We start from the raw sequence: 15,982 nt of genomic DNA on the forward strand, positions 1-15,982 counted from the left end.
TTTATATCTTATCCTCTGCAATTAAAACCGGAAAAATCCGTTCGAGGGCCATGCCGCGAGACCCCTTAATGAAAACCAGGTCGTCGCTGTTTACGACCCTGTCCAGACTGTCCGCCAGCTCATCAATACTAGCGCAGAATCGTACGGAGGGACTCTTCCATTCCATATTCCGGCCGGCCTGTATCATTTCTTCACCGATTAAAAAAATATGCGCCGCATTCACAGAGTCAGCGTGCCTGCAAATATTCGCATGCGCCCGCACTGAATTTTCTCCGAGTTCAAGCATAGAACCAAGTACAAGTATCTTTTCGCCGGCCCAATCAATATCCCTGACAAATCCAAGAGCCTTTTCCATTGAATCCGGGTTTGCGTTATAACAATCGCAGAAGACAGTGCAGCGCCCGTAGCGTATTTCTGTTCTGCCGAAAAGGGCATTTACAGACTCAATACCGTTTTTAATCTGTCCGGTTTCAATGCCTGCAAATTGCGCAAGGCTTATCGCCCCCAGCGCATTTTTTAAGTTATATGCTCCGGGAACCTTAAAATGTATTTTTTCTCCGTCATAAAAATATCGGTTCCCTCAAGTCCCAGAAAATCGGCCCGTTCAAAACCCTTAGTGGAATTGACACCGAACCGGAAAATGGTTCCGGCCGGAACCTCGGCAAGAAAATCCGAATACGCATCATCATCCGGAATAAAGCCTGCATCAGAATCATTGAAAAACGAAAAAATATTTTTTTTCTCCTCAGCAATAGCGGTCTGCGTGCCGAGAATTCCGATATGGGCAGTCCCGATATTTGTAATTAAGGCGAGATTAGGAGAAAGAACCTTTGCCGTTTCGAGAATCTCGTTCCGTCTGTTCATCCCAAGCTCGAAAATACCAATCTGATGCTCCGCGCGTATTTTAAAAACCGAAAGCGGCAATCCTGTTTCAGAATTCAGATTGCCGTCATTTGTCACTACATTGAATTTCTGTGAAAAATTGCCGCGGCAACTTCTTTTGTTGTTGTCTTTCCGTTTGAACCGGTAATGCCGATCCGCAGAAGACCGGGGAAGGAAGCAACATACGCCCGGGCGGCATCCTGCAAACCCTGCAGAGTATTGTCAACCTGAATAAAACAGGCGTGAAAACGCTCCCCCTCACTTGTAATTTTCCTGAGGTTTTTCCGGGCATGGAAACTGTCAACCAGAATAACGGAAGCGCCTGATTCAAGGGCCTGGGGAATATAATTGTGTCCATCCTGTTTTTCTCCAATAAGGGGAACAAACAGGGACCCCGGTTTTACATTTCTGCTGTCAGTCACGACTGAGGAAAAAGAATGATCTTCAGTAAAATCGCACAAACAGTTTCCCCGGACCGCATCAACCAGCCGGGAAACTGTCATCAAGCCCGGCCCATTATCCACCCAATTCTCCCCTTTTCAGTTCAATTCTCATTATTTCTTCTGGTTTTGCTTTTCGCATTGCCAAATCTTCAACCGCGATTTTTTCAATCCGTTCGGGAGTTGACAAAACCGTAATCCCTGAAATCAGCTTTTTGTTTTCAGCAATAACTTCATGCTGTTCCGTATTAAGCTGCCTTACTTCGGACTCCAGCGCTCCGTACCTGCCAGTCTGCAGGATACCTGCAAAAAGAACCGCGGGTATTGAAATCACAATCAATAGTGTTGCTATATTCTTTATCATTGCGCTGCTTCCTCTACCGCTTTTTTCTGAGGACGCGCAGCCTGGCACTCCTCGAAGGCGGATTATTCAAAATTTCATCTGCGGAAGGCGAAACCGATTTTTTTGTAATCAGTTCAGCTTTTGGCTTTCCTCCACATTTACATATCGGCACTTCAGGACCGCAGGTACAGGCTTTACTCAGCAATCTGAAGTAATTTTTAACAATTCTATCCTCCAGGGAATGAAACGTTATTACCCCTAATCTGCCCGCTGGCGCCAGAACCCCAAAAGCAAGCTCAAGAAGACCGGGAAGCCGTTCCAGCTCACTGTTAACTGCGATACGGAGAGCCTGGAACGTTTTTGTTGCCGGGTGTATTCTCCCGTGCCGGTATGCAGACGGAACCGCATCATAAATAACTTCTGCGAGTTCCTGCGTTGTAGCAAAAGGCCTGTTCTTTCTGCTTTCACAGATTTTCTTTGCTATAACGCGCGAATAGCGTTCTTCACTGTTTATATAAATCAGATTGGCCAAATCGGTTTCATTGTATGTATTTACAATGTCGGCGGCGCTCTTCCCCGAAGAGGAGTTAAGCCGCATATCAAGCGGATCGTTTATACGGAAACTGAATCCGCGCCCCGATTTTTCATAATGGAAGAGGGAAATGCCAAGATCAAGCAGAATAATATCGGGCTTTTTTTCACCCGCAGGGTAACCGGAAAAAAAATCATCGGACCAGCCGTTATAAAACCGCATCCGGCTTCCGAACCTGTCCAGACGTTCCCGCGCCCGTTCCTGGATTTTACTGTCTGCATCAATACCTATTATGACCAGATCAGGGAAAGCAGACAAAAAAGCTTCAGAATGCCCGCCTTCACCAAGGGTTCCGTCCACCATCAGGGCCCCGGAAGTTTCCGGTGCAAGAAAATTCAGACACTCCTGAAGTAAAACGGATGTATGGACTATTTCAGTCATAATCAATTACAGACAGATATTTCCAAGAAATTCGGTACCCTCACAAAAATCTGCTTCACTCCTCTCCAGATATTCTTCATATTTTTCTGCATCCCACAATTCGAAATACTTATTAATACCAAGAAAAACACAATCTTTACTCAGTCCTGCATATTCCCGCAGACTCTGCGGAATGGATATCCGCCCTGTTTTATCCATTTCCACCTCCTGTGCCGGTGCAATAAGACGACGGAGTACAGATCTAGATTGTGCCTGAAACAGTGAGGCCGATTCCATCACTTTGGCGGAAAGAATTTCCCACTGTTCCGGAGAGAAGAGCCAGAGACATGTATCAATACCTCTGGTTAATATAAGCAGGGAGCTGGATAACCCCGCACGCAGGCGCACGGGAAACATAATACGGCCCTTTTCATCGAGAGTATTTCGATATTCACCGGTTAAAAGCTCAATATCCACCATTCCCTACTTTCTACTACTTTCTACCACTTTCTCCCACCTATTTCCATATTACTGCCGAAAATTTCGCTTGTCAACAGTTTTTCTTATTATTTTGTAAAATATGTAAAAAAAATAAAATGACAGGATCCATACTGACTAAAAACGATTGAAAGAATTGAGATATTCCCACATTTAAGCCTTAAACAGTTGGCTGCCATACGCCGCACTCTTTACAGAAAAACGCGAAGCGGTATAATAGCAGTATGCTTATCAGGGAATATCATATTGTGTATCCGGAGGGCGAAACCCAGGAAATACATCACGAACTGCGCGTTAATGACGTTGTAGATGCAAACGGGCAGCCCTACCGGCTTCCTCTTCCCACAAACAAGCTGCTCGCCTATCAGGTATACCGAAAACGAGTTTCCGAAAGCAGGGGCATGATTGTTACCTGGTTTTATCTTGCCCAGCTGAGCGCGGAAGAGCTCCTTGAATATGTATGATAAATACCTGGAATGAAAGTTTCCTTCATGAAGAGCTGAAAAATCATTACTGCAGGGATAACACAAAGCAGGAAGTAGCTGTTGAAGGCTCAATCTGTGATGCCGTCGCGAGTGACGGAACGCTTATTGAAATCCAAACAGCGAATATCGGAAAACTGAAGCCGAAACTGCTCAAACTGCTGGACAACCATCCCATCCGCATAGTATATCCGATAGCCGTAAACCTCTTTCTCGAAACCTATTCGTCAGACCTCAAACCGGTTTCACGCAGAAAAAGTCCGAAGCACGGGTCCGCCCTTCAGATATTCAGGGAACTGACCGGAATTTATGATCTGGTAGGCCACCGCAATCTCAGCATAGAAATCGTATTTGCGGACATTCTCGAAATGAGGATGAAAGAAGAAGACAGGCGCAAATCATGGAAAGGTTTCAAACGTGAAAACAAAAAACTGCTCCATATTCACGATTCCGTCTGTTTTACGGGAATTGAGGATTACTGCTCCCTGATCCCACAGGGGCTTCCTGAACTGTTTACTGTCAGTGATCTGGCCGCCGCCGGCGCGGGACGCCATGCCGGCATAATGGCCTGGGTTCTGAGAAAATGGGGTGTAATTGAACAGTCAGGAAAACAGGGACGGGCCTATCTGTACCGGAAAATATAAAACATCCCGCCGAGAATAAAAAAACACCCCTGTATTGAACTCTGTTCAACTCAGGGGCGCCTTTCGCCGGGTTACAGCCTGGGGTTACCAGTTGTCATACATATCATCCGGGTCGCGTGTATCTATTTCATAGAGATCCGATACCGCTCGGAGATCATCAAAGTACATATAATAACTTCCGTAAGCGTCTTCAGGGTCACATTCAATTTTAAACCCGACAATCTTCAGTCCGAGTCTGGTACTGTAGTGATAGTCCTTCTGGACTATGCCGTTTTTTCCGTCAGGGTTCTGGGGAGGAATGGCGACAGTCATCAGCTTCCAGCCGGAATGGTTCAGTTTGCCCATGTACAGTTCAAATCTGGTTCCCCAATAGTCCTGGAGAAGAAGCTTCAGGGTGTGATTGAAATTACGTCCGACAACCCATACGCTGACTGTTTTGGTGATCCCTTCTACGGGAAGCGGTTTTACCGAAGTTACCGTAAAGGAACTGTAGCTCCTCCGGAGATAGTCAACCTTAACGCCAAGAACCTTATCATCAGGAATATTCATGCCTTCCTCATCGGGTATCGGCTGTTTTCCGGACGGAGACCCGTCAAAAAGACGGGCAGCGATAATACCGTCATCCGGAGACATATAAGCGGTCCAGCTGCCTTCATATTCGAATTTATCAACTGATACTTCCTTCAGCACCTGCTGGGCTGAATCAACACCGATATAGGCAGGGTTTGCCGCGTCCACATTCATTGTTTCTGAAGTCTGCTGGGCAAATACCATGGATGCAAAAAGGATTAGTGCAGCAGAAAAAACTATTTTTTTCATTTATTGTGCCCCCTGTTCATTTGAGTCGTTAAAATCAGTACCTACTAGTTCAAAACCGTCATAGGAGGGCATAAAGGTGTCTGTCAGAGCCTTAAACTGATCAAAGAAAATATAGAAATCATCAACCCGTTCTGTCGGTTTTGTGCGGATGCGGAGCGCGACAAGGGTCATATTCTGGGTATCGCTGAAATACCGTGATTTCTGCGCCAGGCTTGTAGGAACATTAACCGACATATTTTTCCAGCCTTCGTGATTAAGCCAGCCGAAGGAAAGGGTGTGAACACGTCCGAAACAGTCGCGGACCAGGGCCTGAAGCTCATAGTTATAACCTGCGCCCCATACCCACATATCAAGGCGGGAAACAACACCTTTAAAGGGTATTTCATACGGAGCATCCTCGCCGTCGTCATTCGCCTTTACCGGGATAATATCCACCCAGTTGTCGCCTTTCCGGTTAAACTTGAACTGCACACCAAGGATTTTATATTCGCCGTCCGACTGGTTCTGCATAACGCGTATTGCGTTCGGCATACCGTCAAAATACTTAAGAACGGGATACCCGTCAGTGATAAATTTACTTCCAACTGCTGTCCAGGTCCATTCAGCCGATTCACGATTATCAAAATCGTCCAAAATATATGTCTCAAAATTCACGGATTTATTCTGGGCCGCAACAGGCGCCAGGGTCAGTGAAAACATGAGAACAAGACCTGCGATGATCAAACCGCCTTGTTTCATCCACAACTCCTTTTACTTCTCTTACCAAAATGTCGGAAAAAATGTAACTAAACTTTATTATATGTTGAACAATAGGCTTTGTCAAACCGTTTATTATATTCTATTGACCAAAATCGGCGATATATCTACACTATCAATATATTAATCTTTAAAATTAAGGAGTTTTTTCATGATAAGTTATAAGGAATTGGGGCTTGTTAATACCCGCGATATGTTTGCAAAAGCCATTAAGGGCGGGTATGCTATTCCGGCGTACAATTTCAATAATATGGAGCAGCTGCAGGCAATAATCCAGGCCTGTGTCGAGACAAAATCACCTGTGATCCTGCAGGTTTCATCCGGCGCCAGGAAATATGCAAATAAGAATCTGCTGAAAAACATGGCCAGGGGTGCGGTCGAATATGCCCATGAACTGGGCTATGATATTCCGGTAGTGCTTCATCTTGATCACGGAGACAGTTTTGACCTTTGTGTTGACTGCATTGAAAGCGGTTTTTCGTCGGTTATGATAGACGGGTCTCACCTTTCTTATGATGAAAATGTCGCCCTTACCAAAAAAGTTTGCGACTATGCCCACAGCCGGCCCGATTACGTAACAGTTGAGGGAGAACTCGGTGTTCTTGCCGGCGTTGAGGATGATGTTTCTTCCGAGGTGAGCCATTATACAAAACCGGAAGAAGTGGTGGACTTTGTAACGAAAACAGGCGTCGATTCTCTCGCCATTTCCATCGGGACCAGCCATGGCCGGACCAAATTCACCCCGGACCAGTGCACAAGAAACGCCGACGGAGTGCTTGTTCCTCCCCCGCTCCGTTTTGATATTCTCGAAGAAATCGAAAAACAGCTGCCGGGATTCCCCATTGTTCTGCACGGGGCCTCCTCAGTTCCGATAGAATATGTCCGTCAGATTGAAAAATACGGCGGCAGCCTTCCCGATTCCGTGGGTATTCCCGAGGACCAGCTGAGAAAGGCTGCAAAATCCGCGGTTTGCAAAATCAATATTGATTCGGACGGACGGCTCGCAATGACCGCCGCTATCCGCAAGGTGTTTGCCGAAAGCCCAAGCGAATTTGATCCCCGGAAATACCTCGGACCGGCCCGGGATGAGCTGAAAAAGCTGTATATGCATAAAAACAATGAAGTTCTGGGTTCCGCGGGCAATGCCTGATTTCAGGGCTGAAATTTGAGTTTGAAACAGACGGCATTCCGCAAGGGATGCCGTTTTTTTTTGACCGCCCAGGCTTTTACAACAAAGGCGGCGGGACTTTTATCCTGCCTGCAGTCTGTTTGTCCGCAGCAGTATCCTGGCCGCGAGAGAAAGAATTACGCACAGCACGGCAATACTCCAGTAAATCCATGCCGGGAAACAGAAAAACCAGAAAGTTTTGCACAGGTCAGTAATTATGAAAAGAACAAGCGCGGGTAAAAGGGCCATCAGAAAACGGGAAGGAGACTTTGCTTTACCGGAACAAAGAAAAGAAAGCAGAAAATCGGTTAAAAACAGTACGGCAGTCAGCATCGCGGAAGCAAATATGGGGACAGCCAGATCGGGAATGGAATAGTGTGTCAGCAGAATATATGGAAGACTTATTGTCGCGACCCCGAAAAGCCAGGGAACCATATTTTCCGCGGGGTCGGCTTTTGAAAAGAACGAGAAACAGAAAAGCAGAATACAGGGAAAAATATAGGGAATAAACGATTCGGAAAAGAAAAATCCCGAAAAAATGACAAGAAAACGGGAACTGTTTCCGGGGACAAGTTTTTTAAAAACAAGAAAATCCAATAGAATGACCACTGCCGCGGCGGCAAGGCCGGAAAACCAGGCGAGAAGTATTCTCGGAAACCGGGAAAAGTCAGTCCCTGCGAGAAAGTATATAAAACAGAGCGGTACAAGAAAAATAAGAAGAAGGTTCATGAAAAAAAAATAACATACCTGTTAAAGATAATGCAAGAGGATTACAGGCGTCCTCTTTGTTTTTTATCAGATAACTTCGTTGGGATTGTCCGTCCGGCGCCTTTTCTGGAGCTTTCCACGTTTTTCCATCTTATTCTTGTACATAAGCTGATCGGCGGCGGTTACCAGCGTATCCAGATTTTCATTGCCTGCTATCTCGAACGGGACAATACCGTAGCTGAAGCCGAGTTTGAAAGGTTTATCATTCCGGCTGTTATATACATTCATTTCCTGCTGGATAGTGCGCATGAGAGAATCAACCTGTTCTACCGGCAAACTGAGCCAGAGCAGAAATTCATCGCCGCCCCACCTGCAGATGTAGGAATCCTCTGTCATATACTTTCTGAGCATGTTTATCGTTTCTGTAAGAAGTTCGTCTCCCGCCGTATGTCCATAGGTATCATTTGTAATTTTAAGGCCGTCAATATCAATAAAACAGAGACTTCCGTGAGGCTCTTCCTCGAGTTTTTCGGTAAGCATGGCGCTTCCCCACTCGCGGTTCGCCACTCCGGTCATAATATCTGTCGAAGCATAGTAACGGAGGCGGGTTTCATATTCTATCCTCTGTGAAATATCTATCGCGGTTTCAGCATGAACATAGCTCCCGTCAATCCACTTCAGGATATTGTCTTTTACCAGATAGGTTTTTTTGGTTATGTTATTAAAATGTTCCCAGGAATATACCCCGGAACGTTCCTCTCCGGGTTTCAGGGTTATTTTCGGCATCGGGCAGAAACTGCAGGGACCGGCGATTTGATTCTGCAGGACCTTATAACAGGGATGGCCTATCAGGTCTTCCGGATGTTTGTTCAGTGAATTTGCAAGGGCCTTATTAACAAAAAGCAGCGAATAATCATCCATGCGGTTTATATAAATGATTTCTTCCGAGTTGTCGGAAATAAGCTGGAGCACATTCAGCGAACTCCGGGTCCGTTCCTCGGCGTTTCTGCGGATAATAAGGACCGCGATGAGGGCCGAAATACTTTTAAGGCTCTGTATTTCGTCGTACCCCCATTTTCTGCTCTTTTCGCAATCATCAAAACCTACATAGCCCAGCGGTTTTTTGTTATCGTAAAAGGTTATAATCGCCAGGGCCCGGATGCCCTGCATTTCAAGGATTTCACGGTCGCCGTCAGGCAGGCTTGAAATATCGTCCGTTATATACATTCCGGAGTTGATAATAACGTCATAGTTATAATCCGCCTTTTCAAGGTTCTGTAAATCCTGTATGGCGGGATCTACACCGGGAGCGCACCATTCATAAGTGTTTCTGGTTGTTGTCGGCGATATTTCTTCAAATATATACGTTCTGCTGACACCGAATATTTCACCGGCCTGGGCCAGGATTGTATTAATTGCCGAATCCACATCATCAGAAAGAAAGGCGGCGTTTATTATGGAAGAAAGCCGCGTATCATAATTGTTTTGCCCTGAAGAAGCGCTGTTAAGAATATAAAAAATCAAATATCCTTCCGGGCTATCACCGGCGATACTGACAGCGGAAATTGAAACAGACAAAAGTCGGTTGTCAAAGGTATTTATCTCTGTTTTATAGTCATCAATATGACCAAGCCTGTCCACTGTATGCCGGAAGGCGATATATTCTTCCTGGGTTTTGAAATGCAGGGCATTTTTCAGGCTGTTCGCGGCAAGAACATTTCCTTTAAGCATGTCAACGGAATATGTCGGTGAAAGCAGCAGGATTGCTCTGGTATTCATATACTCGATAGGCCAGTTTTCATCCTTTTTGCATACGATTACAGGCAAAAACAGACCGTCAAATAAATCGCTGAAATTATACTTCATTAAAACCCTCCGCCCTGCAGCAAAAAAGGAACAAGATTTTCAAATATGAATTCTCACATTATACCCTAACAAATAATAGCTAAATATTCATACCAAAGGCAAATTTGGACAGTCAATCCGGAAAAATTTGAATCTTGACAGAATACGGGGAGAATTGGTATAGTTACGGATGTAATTTTTTTGAGAACTGGAGCGCAGATTTTCTGCGAATAAGGGGGATCGTTGGCGGACAATAAAGGGTTACGGATAAATGACCAAATCCGTGTACGTGAAGTAAGACTGATTGACGAGAATGGAGAGCAGAAAGGTGTTGTCCCTACTGTTGACGCTCTGGCTATGGCTCGTGAATTGGATCTGGACCTGGTTGAAATTGCACCGCAGGCCGTCCCGCCCGTTTGCAAGATTCTTGATTACGGGAAGTATCGTTTCGAAATGGAGAAAAAGCTCCGTGACTCCAAAAAGAAACAAAAGATACAGGTGCTCAAAGAAATACGCATGCAGCCTAAAATTGATGATCATGATCTCGATTTCAAGTCAAAGCATGTCAAACAGTTTCTTGCGGGCGGAGACAAGGTTAAGGTAACCATCCGCTTCCGGGGACGCGAACTGGCCCACACGGAACTGGGGCTTGTAGTTCTTAAAGATGTATTGAGCAAACTTGGTGAAGACGATTATGTTATTGAAAAACAGCCGGCAATGGAAGGCCGTTTTATGTCAATGACACTCGCTCCCAAAACAAAAAAATGAGGTACTGATAAAATGCCAAAGATGAAAACCAAAAGATGCGCGGCAAAGCGTTTTTCTTTTACCGCTAACGGTAAGGTGAAATACAAAAAGATGAATTTGCGGCATATTCTGACAAAGAAAAATGCAAAACGCAAAAGACATCTTCGCCAGACGGGAATTCTTTCGGATGCAGATTCAGCAAAAGTCCGGAAGCAGCTCTTACCCTACGGCTGAGAATGCGGAGTCCCCTGTTTTTTGGGGATTTTTCTAATTTAATGTTAAAATCATGGATATGACAGAATTTCCATGATGCTGAATATTTCAGGAGATGTAAAATGCCACGAGCAATAGACGGAAGCAAAAGAAAAGACCGAAGAAAAAAGATACTGAAAATAACAAAAGGTTTCAGGGGCAGAAGGAGTACCAGTTATAAGACTGCGAAAGAGGCCGCTATAAAATCCCTTGTCCACGGATATGTCTCCCGGAGAGACAGAAAAGGCGATATGAGAAGCCTGTGGATTACCCGTATTAACGCAGCAGTGCGCGCCGAGGGGATTTCATATTCTCGTTTTATTGAAGGACTTTCAAAGGCCGGAGTTATTATTAACAGAAAGGCCCTGTCAAATATGGCTATTGAAGACCCTTCAGCTTTTAAAACCATTGTAGAAACGTCAAAAAAAGCATTAGGAGCGTAACAGTATGCTGAGTCTTGATCAGGTTCATCTTCTTGAAAACCGGGTAGAAAAGGCGGTTGCGAAAATTCAGTCATTAACGGCTGAAAACACTCACCTGAAATCACAGCTTTCAGGATTGCAGGCACGGGTGGATGAACTTGAAGCGGTTATCCATTCATTCAAGGATGACCAGGGCAAGATTGAGCAGGGAATCCTCCATGCGCTTGACCGTTTGAGCGCTTTTGAGGATTCCATAACCGGAGCGCCCGCGCAGGAGGCCGGTCAGGATACCCCTTCCGAAGAGGAAGTCCGGGATAATTATCCGGAAACGGCCCCTCAAACAGATGAACCGGCCCGGACAGACGATGATACCCAGATAGAAATCGAAGCCGACTGGCAGAATCAGGACAATAATTCTTCTCCGAACGCCGGTTCGGACGGGCAGATGGATATTTTCTAATCAGAGGGAGGGCCTGCAATGTCAAAAGGAAATCTGCAGATAGATTTGCTTGGTACATCCTTCGCAATTCAGGCGGATGAAAAGCCCGAATACCTTAATGTTCTGTATTCCTATTACAAAAAAACCGTTGAAAAGGTCGAATCCACGCCAGGCCTTACCGATCCTCTTAAAATAGCGATAATTTCAGGAATATTCCTTGCTGATGAGCTGTACAAGGAAAAAATGAAATCCAGGGAACTGCGGTCCGGCACACAGGATATTGAAGAGGTGGAAAAAATTACTCTTCAGATGATTTCCCTTATTGATCAGGTTATCGAATAAATTACCATTGTACTTCATTTTATGAACGATATGATTATCTGGGTTGACGCTGATTCCTGTCCCAAACAGGTACGCGATTTGATATGCAAAACCGGACTCCGTTTGCATATCCCGGTTTCCTTTGTCGCGAACCGGCCTATCCCAATGCCTGCGGCTCCCGGTTTTTCCATGATACAGGCAGGCTCCGAACCTGACGCCGCCGACGACTATATTGTTTCGCACGCCGGAGACAATGATCTTGTTATTACACGCGATATTCCCCTGGCAAAACGTCTTGTAGATAAAAAACTTGTTGTCCTGAATGACAGGGGCATTGTTTACACGGAAAATAATATTAATGAGCGGCTTTCAATCAGGAATTTGATGCTTGATTTATACAATAATGGTATTGCGCCCGAAAAAACCGGCCAGTTCGGAAAAAAAGAATTGCAGAATTTCGCAAACGCCCTTGACCGGGAAATAACAAAAAAAGAAAACAGTCTTAATCTTCAGTGTCGGGAAACCGCTCGCGTATAGCTTTTATGGAAGGCAGAATTTCAAAAAAAGCGTCTACTACATCAGGGTCGAATTTTGTTCCGCGGAGTTTCTGTATTTCTTCCAGAACCTGCTCTTCCGACCAGGGGTCCTTGTATACACGCTTGCAGGAGAGGGCGTCAAAAACATCAGCCAGGGCAACGATTCTGCCCGCTATGGGTATTTCTTCGCGGTTAAGTCCCAGCGTTTTTTCTGCGGCTGGTTCCGGCTCATCTCCGATATTTGTACTGGCAGTAAAATTGCGCCCCGGGTAGCCGGACCCGTCCCAGTTTTCATGGTGGGTAAGAGCCACCTCCATCGCGACCTGGTCAATTTCAGATTCAATTTCATTAAAGAGCTGGGCGCCAAGCCAGGTGTGGGCCTGCATGATTTTATATTCTTCTTCCGTAAACCGGGACGGCTTTTTAAGGATCAGGTCGGAAATCGCGACTTTCCCGACGTCATGAAGCATGGCCGCTATTTTGAGTACGTCCCGGAAGCGTTCGCTTTCCCGCTTATCTATGGAATGGTTATAAGCCCAGCGGTCATAAATTTCGACGGCGTAATTGGCTACCCTGTTTACATGGGCGCCTGTTTCCTTGGGATCCCGCAGCTCTGCCATTTTTATCATGCGCAAAACCATGGACCGCGTCAAATAGGCTCGTTCAAGGGCGGTAGTCGCCCGGGACGCAAAGTGGTTAAGATACAGTTCATCTTCCTTGCGGAACGGAATAACCTTGTCGTTTTCATCCAGCGCATTCAATACCTGCAGAACACCCAGGATTCTTCCGCTTGAAGTACAAAGAGGCACGGTCAGATTGGAAACAGTCCGGTAGCCCGAAAGAATATCACTCTGTCTGCCGAATTTATACGGCTTGTCGGGCGAAATTTCATATACATCAGGCTCATTCACTACCTGGTTTGTCAGGGCGCAATAACCGGCAATGGTTTTTTCATCTATGGGAAACGTAAAATAAGAATATACTATCTTTTTTCCCGGTTCGGCTTTTTTCTGGAGCGTGTCATTCTGTGCATACCGTATGGAAAGACGATCACCGTCCGCGACATAGATAGACCCCGCATCAGCGTTGGCAACACGCCTGGCTTCAGTTAAAATCTGTTCCAGCAAAACATCTGCGTCCCGTATGGTATCGAGGTATGCTTCAGTTTCAATAATATTCGACAATATTTCTTCGCGAGAATGCGATTCATGAGGCATAAATAATCTCCTGCGTACCCATTAAAATAAGTTTACAATACTTTTTTTTTGCGTCCAGCAGTAAAACCATGATACAATACCATTATGATACAGAAGGTTTCAACCGTTGAAAAGGAATTCCTCTTGCGGACTATTATGAAAGAACACTCGCCGGTAAGGATTCATGGTGTTTCAAATATCGCAACAGGACTAATTACGGATATCTCAAAAACAGAGATCAGAGTCACTTTTCATCCGCCGTGTTCCCTGAATGATTTCAGTCTGCGTGAACATGTTACCGGATATTTTGACTGTATCGGCAAAACCTATGCTTTTGAAACGGTCATCCAGAAAAACAGTGAGCAGCAGATTCTTCTGAACTATCCGGAAAATCTGCTGAAAAGCCTTCAGCGGAAATATGTGAGAGTCCACAAACCGAAGGACATTCAGGTCCATTTTCACCTGGAAAACGAAGACATCAATATGGATTATCCGGTCTGCTCGGAATATGTCAGCGTTGATTCCATCCAGACGCATTCCCAGATCAGGGGGAAGGGCCTGCCTGAAATGATCGCTTCTTTCAGAAAGAGACTGGAAGGCAAGTGTCATACCAATACTATTGTCATGTTCAGGACAAAAAAACCTGAAAATTTTGAAGAAAACCTTATATGCGAAACCGGTAAAATACTGTTTATTCCTTCGACAAATTCAGGGCTGCCCCAGAATGATCCTTATCCCGAAGGCAGAATCATTACCGAACGTATCGAAGAGACTTTTGAAGATCCGAATTTTTTTGTCGAAGGTTCAAAGTTTGCAAAACTCCTGAAAGCAAAAAAAGACCGGAATATTCAGTCGGAGATATGGTGCCCCATTATTTATTATCAATATGTTGTGGGATATATTTATCTTGCAAATACAAATGAATCATTTGATTTTTCCACGGTAGACTACCTGTGGGATTTCTCCAGAATTCTTGCCTTTCAGCTGAAGCAGAGTACTTATTTTAAGGATGAGGCTCCGAATAAGGATAACCCGGCCCATTACGCCCAGATTATCGATATGAGTCCGGGAGGGATGCTTATTTCTTTTCCGAAAAACGAACTCAGAGTACCGATTAAGGAAGGCTCCATTTTTTCTGTTGATATCCATATAGAACAGAAAAAAATAAACTGCTCAGCCAGAATAACCAGACGGTTTGAAAAAAATGACACTCTTTTCTACGGATCGGTATTTGTTGATTTACGCCCGGATAATATGATGTATCTGTACGAGGCTCTGTATAAGAGGCCTTTTGCCGAGAATGATGTCATGACTTTTGAGAAAGCGGGAAGTATATCGTAGCCGTCGATCCTGTCGGCAGACTGACGGCGGGTCCCGGCATCATTCCGGGCTGCTGGACAAGTCCGGTTCTTCCGGCAGATAGGAAAATTGCTTATCTGTCAGACCTATTTCTTTTGAATGAGAGAATAATAAAGGGGGCCGGCGCCGAGGCCTGTATCAGGAAGGATATGAAACCCGTATAATGTTTTTTCAGCCAGCGCGGATGTATGTTCCGGCGAGGTGATTCCGGCGTCGGCGTATTTTGAAAGAAGTTTTGCAACAATATCATCATTTTCTTTCGGCGAAAGAGCGCAGGTTGAATATACAATATATCCCCCGGCTTGAGTACAAGCCATGCGCCGGAAAGAAGGGCCCATTGACGCTGTGAAAGCGTTTTAATGCGGGCGGGACTCCATTCTGCAAGATGCCGTTCAGAAGCCAGTACATGCCGTTCAGAAGAACAGGGAACATCCAGCAGAATCCTGTCATAGGCTTCTTTTTCATAACGGGACCAGCGGGAGGCATCATGGCCCGTCACGGTTACCTTTTCACGTATATCAGAAGGAAGATATTCATCAAGAACGTTGAGAAGCCGCTGCTTCCGCTGTCTGGAAAATTCGTTTGCGGTCAGTTTTGAATCAGAATCCAGCTGTACCGCAAGAATAAGGCTCTTGCCGCCGGGTGCCGCACACATATCCAGAACAGCTCCTCCGGTAACTGCCGGAAGGGCGCGGGCCGCTTCAATACTGCCCGCATCCAGGAAATAGGGTTTCAGCAGTTTTTCTGAAAAACCGACGCTGTGAGGCTCACCGAGAAGAGCAGGATAAAGAGAATTCCATCTTTGCCCGAACAGACCGGAGTAATAGGAGTGAAAGGTTTCAGCCCCTGAAACTGCTTTTTTACCCATTTTCAGCAACCGGACCCCTTGAATCAAGCGCAATTAAAAAAGCCTGCCAGAGCGGGTCAGAAGTAATTACGGGCGCTGAAATGTGCAAAGGTTCTCCGGTTTCAGGATGGGCAAACGCGAGACCGGCGGCATGAAGGCGGATTCCGCCGAGAGGATCGCTTCTCTTTGCCCCGTATTTTAAATCACCCTTGATCGGCATACCGGCGGCGGAAAGCTGGACACGTATCTGATGCGTCCGTCCCGTTTCAGGGACAACTTCAAGGAAGGAATAATGCGTACCCTCGCCTATTTTTATCCAGTCAAGA

23 protein-coding genes are annotated in these 15,982 nt (G+C 45.5%); 10 read left to right on the forward strand and 13 right to left on the reverse strand.

From position 1 onward, the window contains the following. Position 1: 1 nt before the first annotated feature. The 6 genes from K7I13_RS15840 to mraZ are packed head-to-tail and all read right to left on the reverse strand — an operon-like array spanning position 2 to position 3,097. The gene (locus K7I13_RS15840; RefSeq protein ID WP_439647470.1) at positions 2 to 550 is read right to left on the reverse strand and encodes a glutamate ligase domain-containing protein; all 549 of its coding nucleotides are present in this window, start codon (positions 548 to 550) and stop codon (positions 2 to 4) included. Next, positions 517 to 960 carry a Mur ligase family protein gene (locus K7I13_RS02320; RefSeq protein ID WP_255947647.1) on the reverse strand — a complete coding sequence of 148 codons (444 nt, stop codon included), beginning with the start codon at positions 958 to 960 and terminating at the stop codon, positions 517 to 519. Before K7I13_RS02320 ends, K7I13_RS15840 begins: the two co-directional genes overlap by 34 nt. Then, entirely contained in the window at positions 960 to 1,406 is a 447-nt protein-coding gene (locus K7I13_RS02325; RefSeq protein ID WP_255947648.1) for a Mur ligase domain-containing protein, read from the reverse strand. Before K7I13_RS02325 ends, K7I13_RS02320 begins: the two co-directional genes overlap by 1 nt. Beyond that, positions 1,399 to 1,686, reverse strand: coding sequence for a cell division protein FtsL (locus tag K7I13_RS02330; protein ID WP_255947649.1), 288 nt, complete (start codon positions 1,684 to 1,686; stop codon positions 1,399 to 1,401). Before K7I13_RS02330 ends, K7I13_RS02325 begins: the two co-directional genes overlap by 8 nt. Before the next feature lie 13 nt (positions 1,687 to 1,699). Then, a complete protein-coding gene (gene rsmH / locus K7I13_RS02335) occupies positions 1,700 to 2,638 on the reverse strand; it encodes a 16S rRNA (cytosine(1402)-N(4))-methyltransferase RsmH (protein ID WP_255947651.1) in 939 nt (312 codons plus the stop codon). Between the two features lie 6 nt (positions 2,639 to 2,644). Continuing rightward, complete coding sequence (gene mraZ, locus K7I13_RS02340) at positions 2,645 to 3,097, reverse strand: division/cell wall cluster transcriptional repressor MraZ (protein ID WP_255947652.1); 453 nt, start codon at positions 3,095 to 3,097, stop codon at positions 2,645 to 2,647. A gap of 242 nt (positions 3,098 to 3,339) precedes the next feature. On the opposite strand from mraZ, the gene K7I13_RS02345 reads away from it, so the two are divergent. Both K7I13_RS02345 and K7I13_RS02350 read left to right on the forward strand, forming a co-directional pair. Beyond that, positions 3,340 to 3,579: a hypothetical protein gene (locus K7I13_RS02345; RefSeq protein WP_255947653.1), complete on the forward strand. Its 240-nt coding sequence runs from the start codon at positions 3,340 to 3,342 to the stop codon at positions 3,577 to 3,579. After that, on the forward strand, positions 3,576 to 4,241 hold the full coding sequence (locus K7I13_RS02350; RefSeq protein ID WP_255947654.1) for a DUF8091 domain-containing protein: 666 nt from the start codon (positions 3,576 to 3,578) through the stop codon (positions 4,239 to 4,241). Before K7I13_RS02345 ends, K7I13_RS02350 begins: the two co-directional genes overlap by 4 nt. 84 nt (positions 4,242 to 4,325) lie before the next feature. Here the strand turns inward: K7I13_RS02350 and K7I13_RS02355 are convergent, their stop codons facing one another. Both K7I13_RS02355 and K7I13_RS02360 read right to left on the reverse strand, forming a co-directional pair. After that, complete coding sequence (locus K7I13_RS02355; protein ID WP_255947655.1) at positions 4,326 to 5,060, reverse strand: flagellar filament outer layer protein FlaA; 735 nt, start codon at positions 5,058 to 5,060, stop codon at positions 4,326 to 4,328. Next, positions 5,061 to 5,798 (reverse strand): flagellar filament outer layer protein FlaA, encoded by a 738-nt coding sequence (locus tag K7I13_RS02360; RefSeq protein ID WP_255947656.1) that lies wholly within the window; start codon positions 5,796 to 5,798, stop codon positions 5,061 to 5,063. It abuts the gene before it with no gap. A 169-nt stretch (positions 5,799 to 5,967) separates the two neighbouring features. Here K7I13_RS02360 and K7I13_RS02365 point away from each other — a divergent pair, with 169 nt between their 5' ends. After that, complete coding sequence (locus K7I13_RS02365; RefSeq protein WP_255947657.1) at positions 5,968 to 6,966, forward strand: class II fructose-bisphosphate aldolase; 999 nt, start codon at positions 5,968 to 5,970, stop codon at positions 6,964 to 6,966. A gap of 99 nt (positions 6,967 to 7,065) precedes the next feature. On the opposite strand, the gene K7I13_RS02370 is transcribed toward K7I13_RS02365, so the two are convergent. Together K7I13_RS02370 and K7I13_RS02375 are read right to left on the reverse strand one after the other, a co-directional pair. After that, positions 7,066 to 7,713 (reverse strand): hypothetical protein, encoded by a 648-nt coding sequence (locus K7I13_RS02370; RefSeq protein ID WP_255947658.1) that lies wholly within the window; start codon positions 7,711 to 7,713, stop codon positions 7,066 to 7,068. Between the two features lie 66 nt (positions 7,714 to 7,779). After that, entirely contained in the window at positions 7,780 to 9,558 is a 1,779-nt protein-coding gene (locus tag K7I13_RS02375; RefSeq protein WP_255947661.1) for a diguanylate cyclase domain-containing protein, read from the reverse strand. 222 nt (positions 9,559 to 9,780) lie between these two features. Here K7I13_RS02375 and infC point away from each other — a divergent pair, with 222 nt between their 5' ends. From infC to K7I13_RS02405, 6 genes are all read left to right on the forward strand, one after another. Next, a complete protein-coding gene (gene infC / locus K7I13_RS02380; RefSeq protein WP_255947662.1) occupies positions 9,781 to 10,305 on the forward strand; it encodes a translation initiation factor IF-3 in 525 nt (174 codons plus the stop codon). 12 nt (positions 10,306 to 10,317) lie between these two features. Further along, complete coding sequence (gene rpmI, locus K7I13_RS02385) at positions 10,318 to 10,518, forward strand: 50S ribosomal protein L35 (RefSeq protein ID WP_255947663.1); 201 nt, start codon at positions 10,318 to 10,320, stop codon at positions 10,516 to 10,518. A gap of 101 nt (positions 10,519 to 10,619) precedes the next feature. Next, positions 10,620 to 10,979, forward strand: a complete 360-nt coding sequence (gene rplT, locus K7I13_RS02390; protein WP_255947664.1) for a 50S ribosomal protein L20 — start codon at positions 10,620 to 10,622, stop codon at positions 10,977 to 10,979. A 4-nt stretch (positions 10,980 to 10,983) separates the two neighbouring features. Beyond that, positions 10,984 to 11,418, forward strand: a complete 435-nt coding sequence (locus tag K7I13_RS02395; RefSeq protein WP_255947665.1) for a cell division protein ZapB — start codon at positions 10,984 to 10,986, stop codon at positions 11,416 to 11,418. A gap of 18 nt (positions 11,419 to 11,436) precedes the next feature. After that, entirely contained in the window at positions 11,437 to 11,739 is a 303-nt protein-coding gene (zapA, locus tag K7I13_RS02400; protein ID WP_255947666.1) for a cell division protein ZapA, read from the forward strand. Between the two features lie 30 nt (positions 11,740 to 11,769). Then, complete coding sequence (locus K7I13_RS02405) at positions 11,770 to 12,255, forward strand: YaiI/YqxD family protein (RefSeq protein ID WP_255949195.1); 486 nt, start codon at positions 11,770 to 11,772, stop codon at positions 12,253 to 12,255. On the opposite strand, the gene K7I13_RS02410 is transcribed toward K7I13_RS02405, so the two are convergent. Continuing rightward, positions 12,221 to 13,471, reverse strand: a complete 1,251-nt coding sequence (locus tag K7I13_RS02410) for a GAF and HD-GYP domain-containing protein (RefSeq protein WP_255947667.1) — start codon at positions 13,469 to 13,471, stop codon at positions 12,221 to 12,223. The two genes, K7I13_RS02405 and K7I13_RS02410, sit on opposite strands and share 35 nt — an antisense overlap. Positions 13,472 to 13,555: 84 nt before the next feature. Between K7I13_RS02410 and K7I13_RS02415 the strand changes: the two genes are divergently transcribed. Further along, complete coding sequence (locus K7I13_RS02415; RefSeq protein ID WP_255947668.1) at positions 13,556 to 14,791, forward strand: PilZ domain-containing protein; 1,236 nt, start codon at positions 13,556 to 13,558, stop codon at positions 14,789 to 14,791. A gap of 91 nt (positions 14,792 to 14,882) precedes the next feature. Here K7I13_RS02415 and K7I13_RS02420 read toward each other — a convergent pair whose 3' ends face one another. Both K7I13_RS02420 and K7I13_RS02425 read right to left on the reverse strand, forming a co-directional pair. Next, positions 14,883 to 15,677, reverse strand: a complete 795-nt coding sequence (locus K7I13_RS02420) for an SAM-dependent methyltransferase (protein ID WP_500789617.1) — start codon at positions 15,675 to 15,677, stop codon at positions 14,883 to 14,885. Continuing rightward, positions 15,670 to 15,876: an RluA family pseudouridine synthase gene (locus K7I13_RS02425; protein WP_255947669.1), complete on the reverse strand. Its 207-nt coding sequence runs from the start codon at positions 15,874 to 15,876 to the stop codon at positions 15,670 to 15,672. Before K7I13_RS02425 ends, K7I13_RS02420 begins: the two co-directional genes overlap by 8 nt. Positions 15,877 to 15,982 lie beyond the last annotated feature (106 nt).

The sequence above is a fragment of the Brucepastera parasyntrophica genome, from assembly GCF_022376835.1.
GTDB lineage: Bacteria > Spirochaetota > Spirochaetia > Treponematales > Treponemataceae > Brucepastera > Brucepastera parasyntrophica.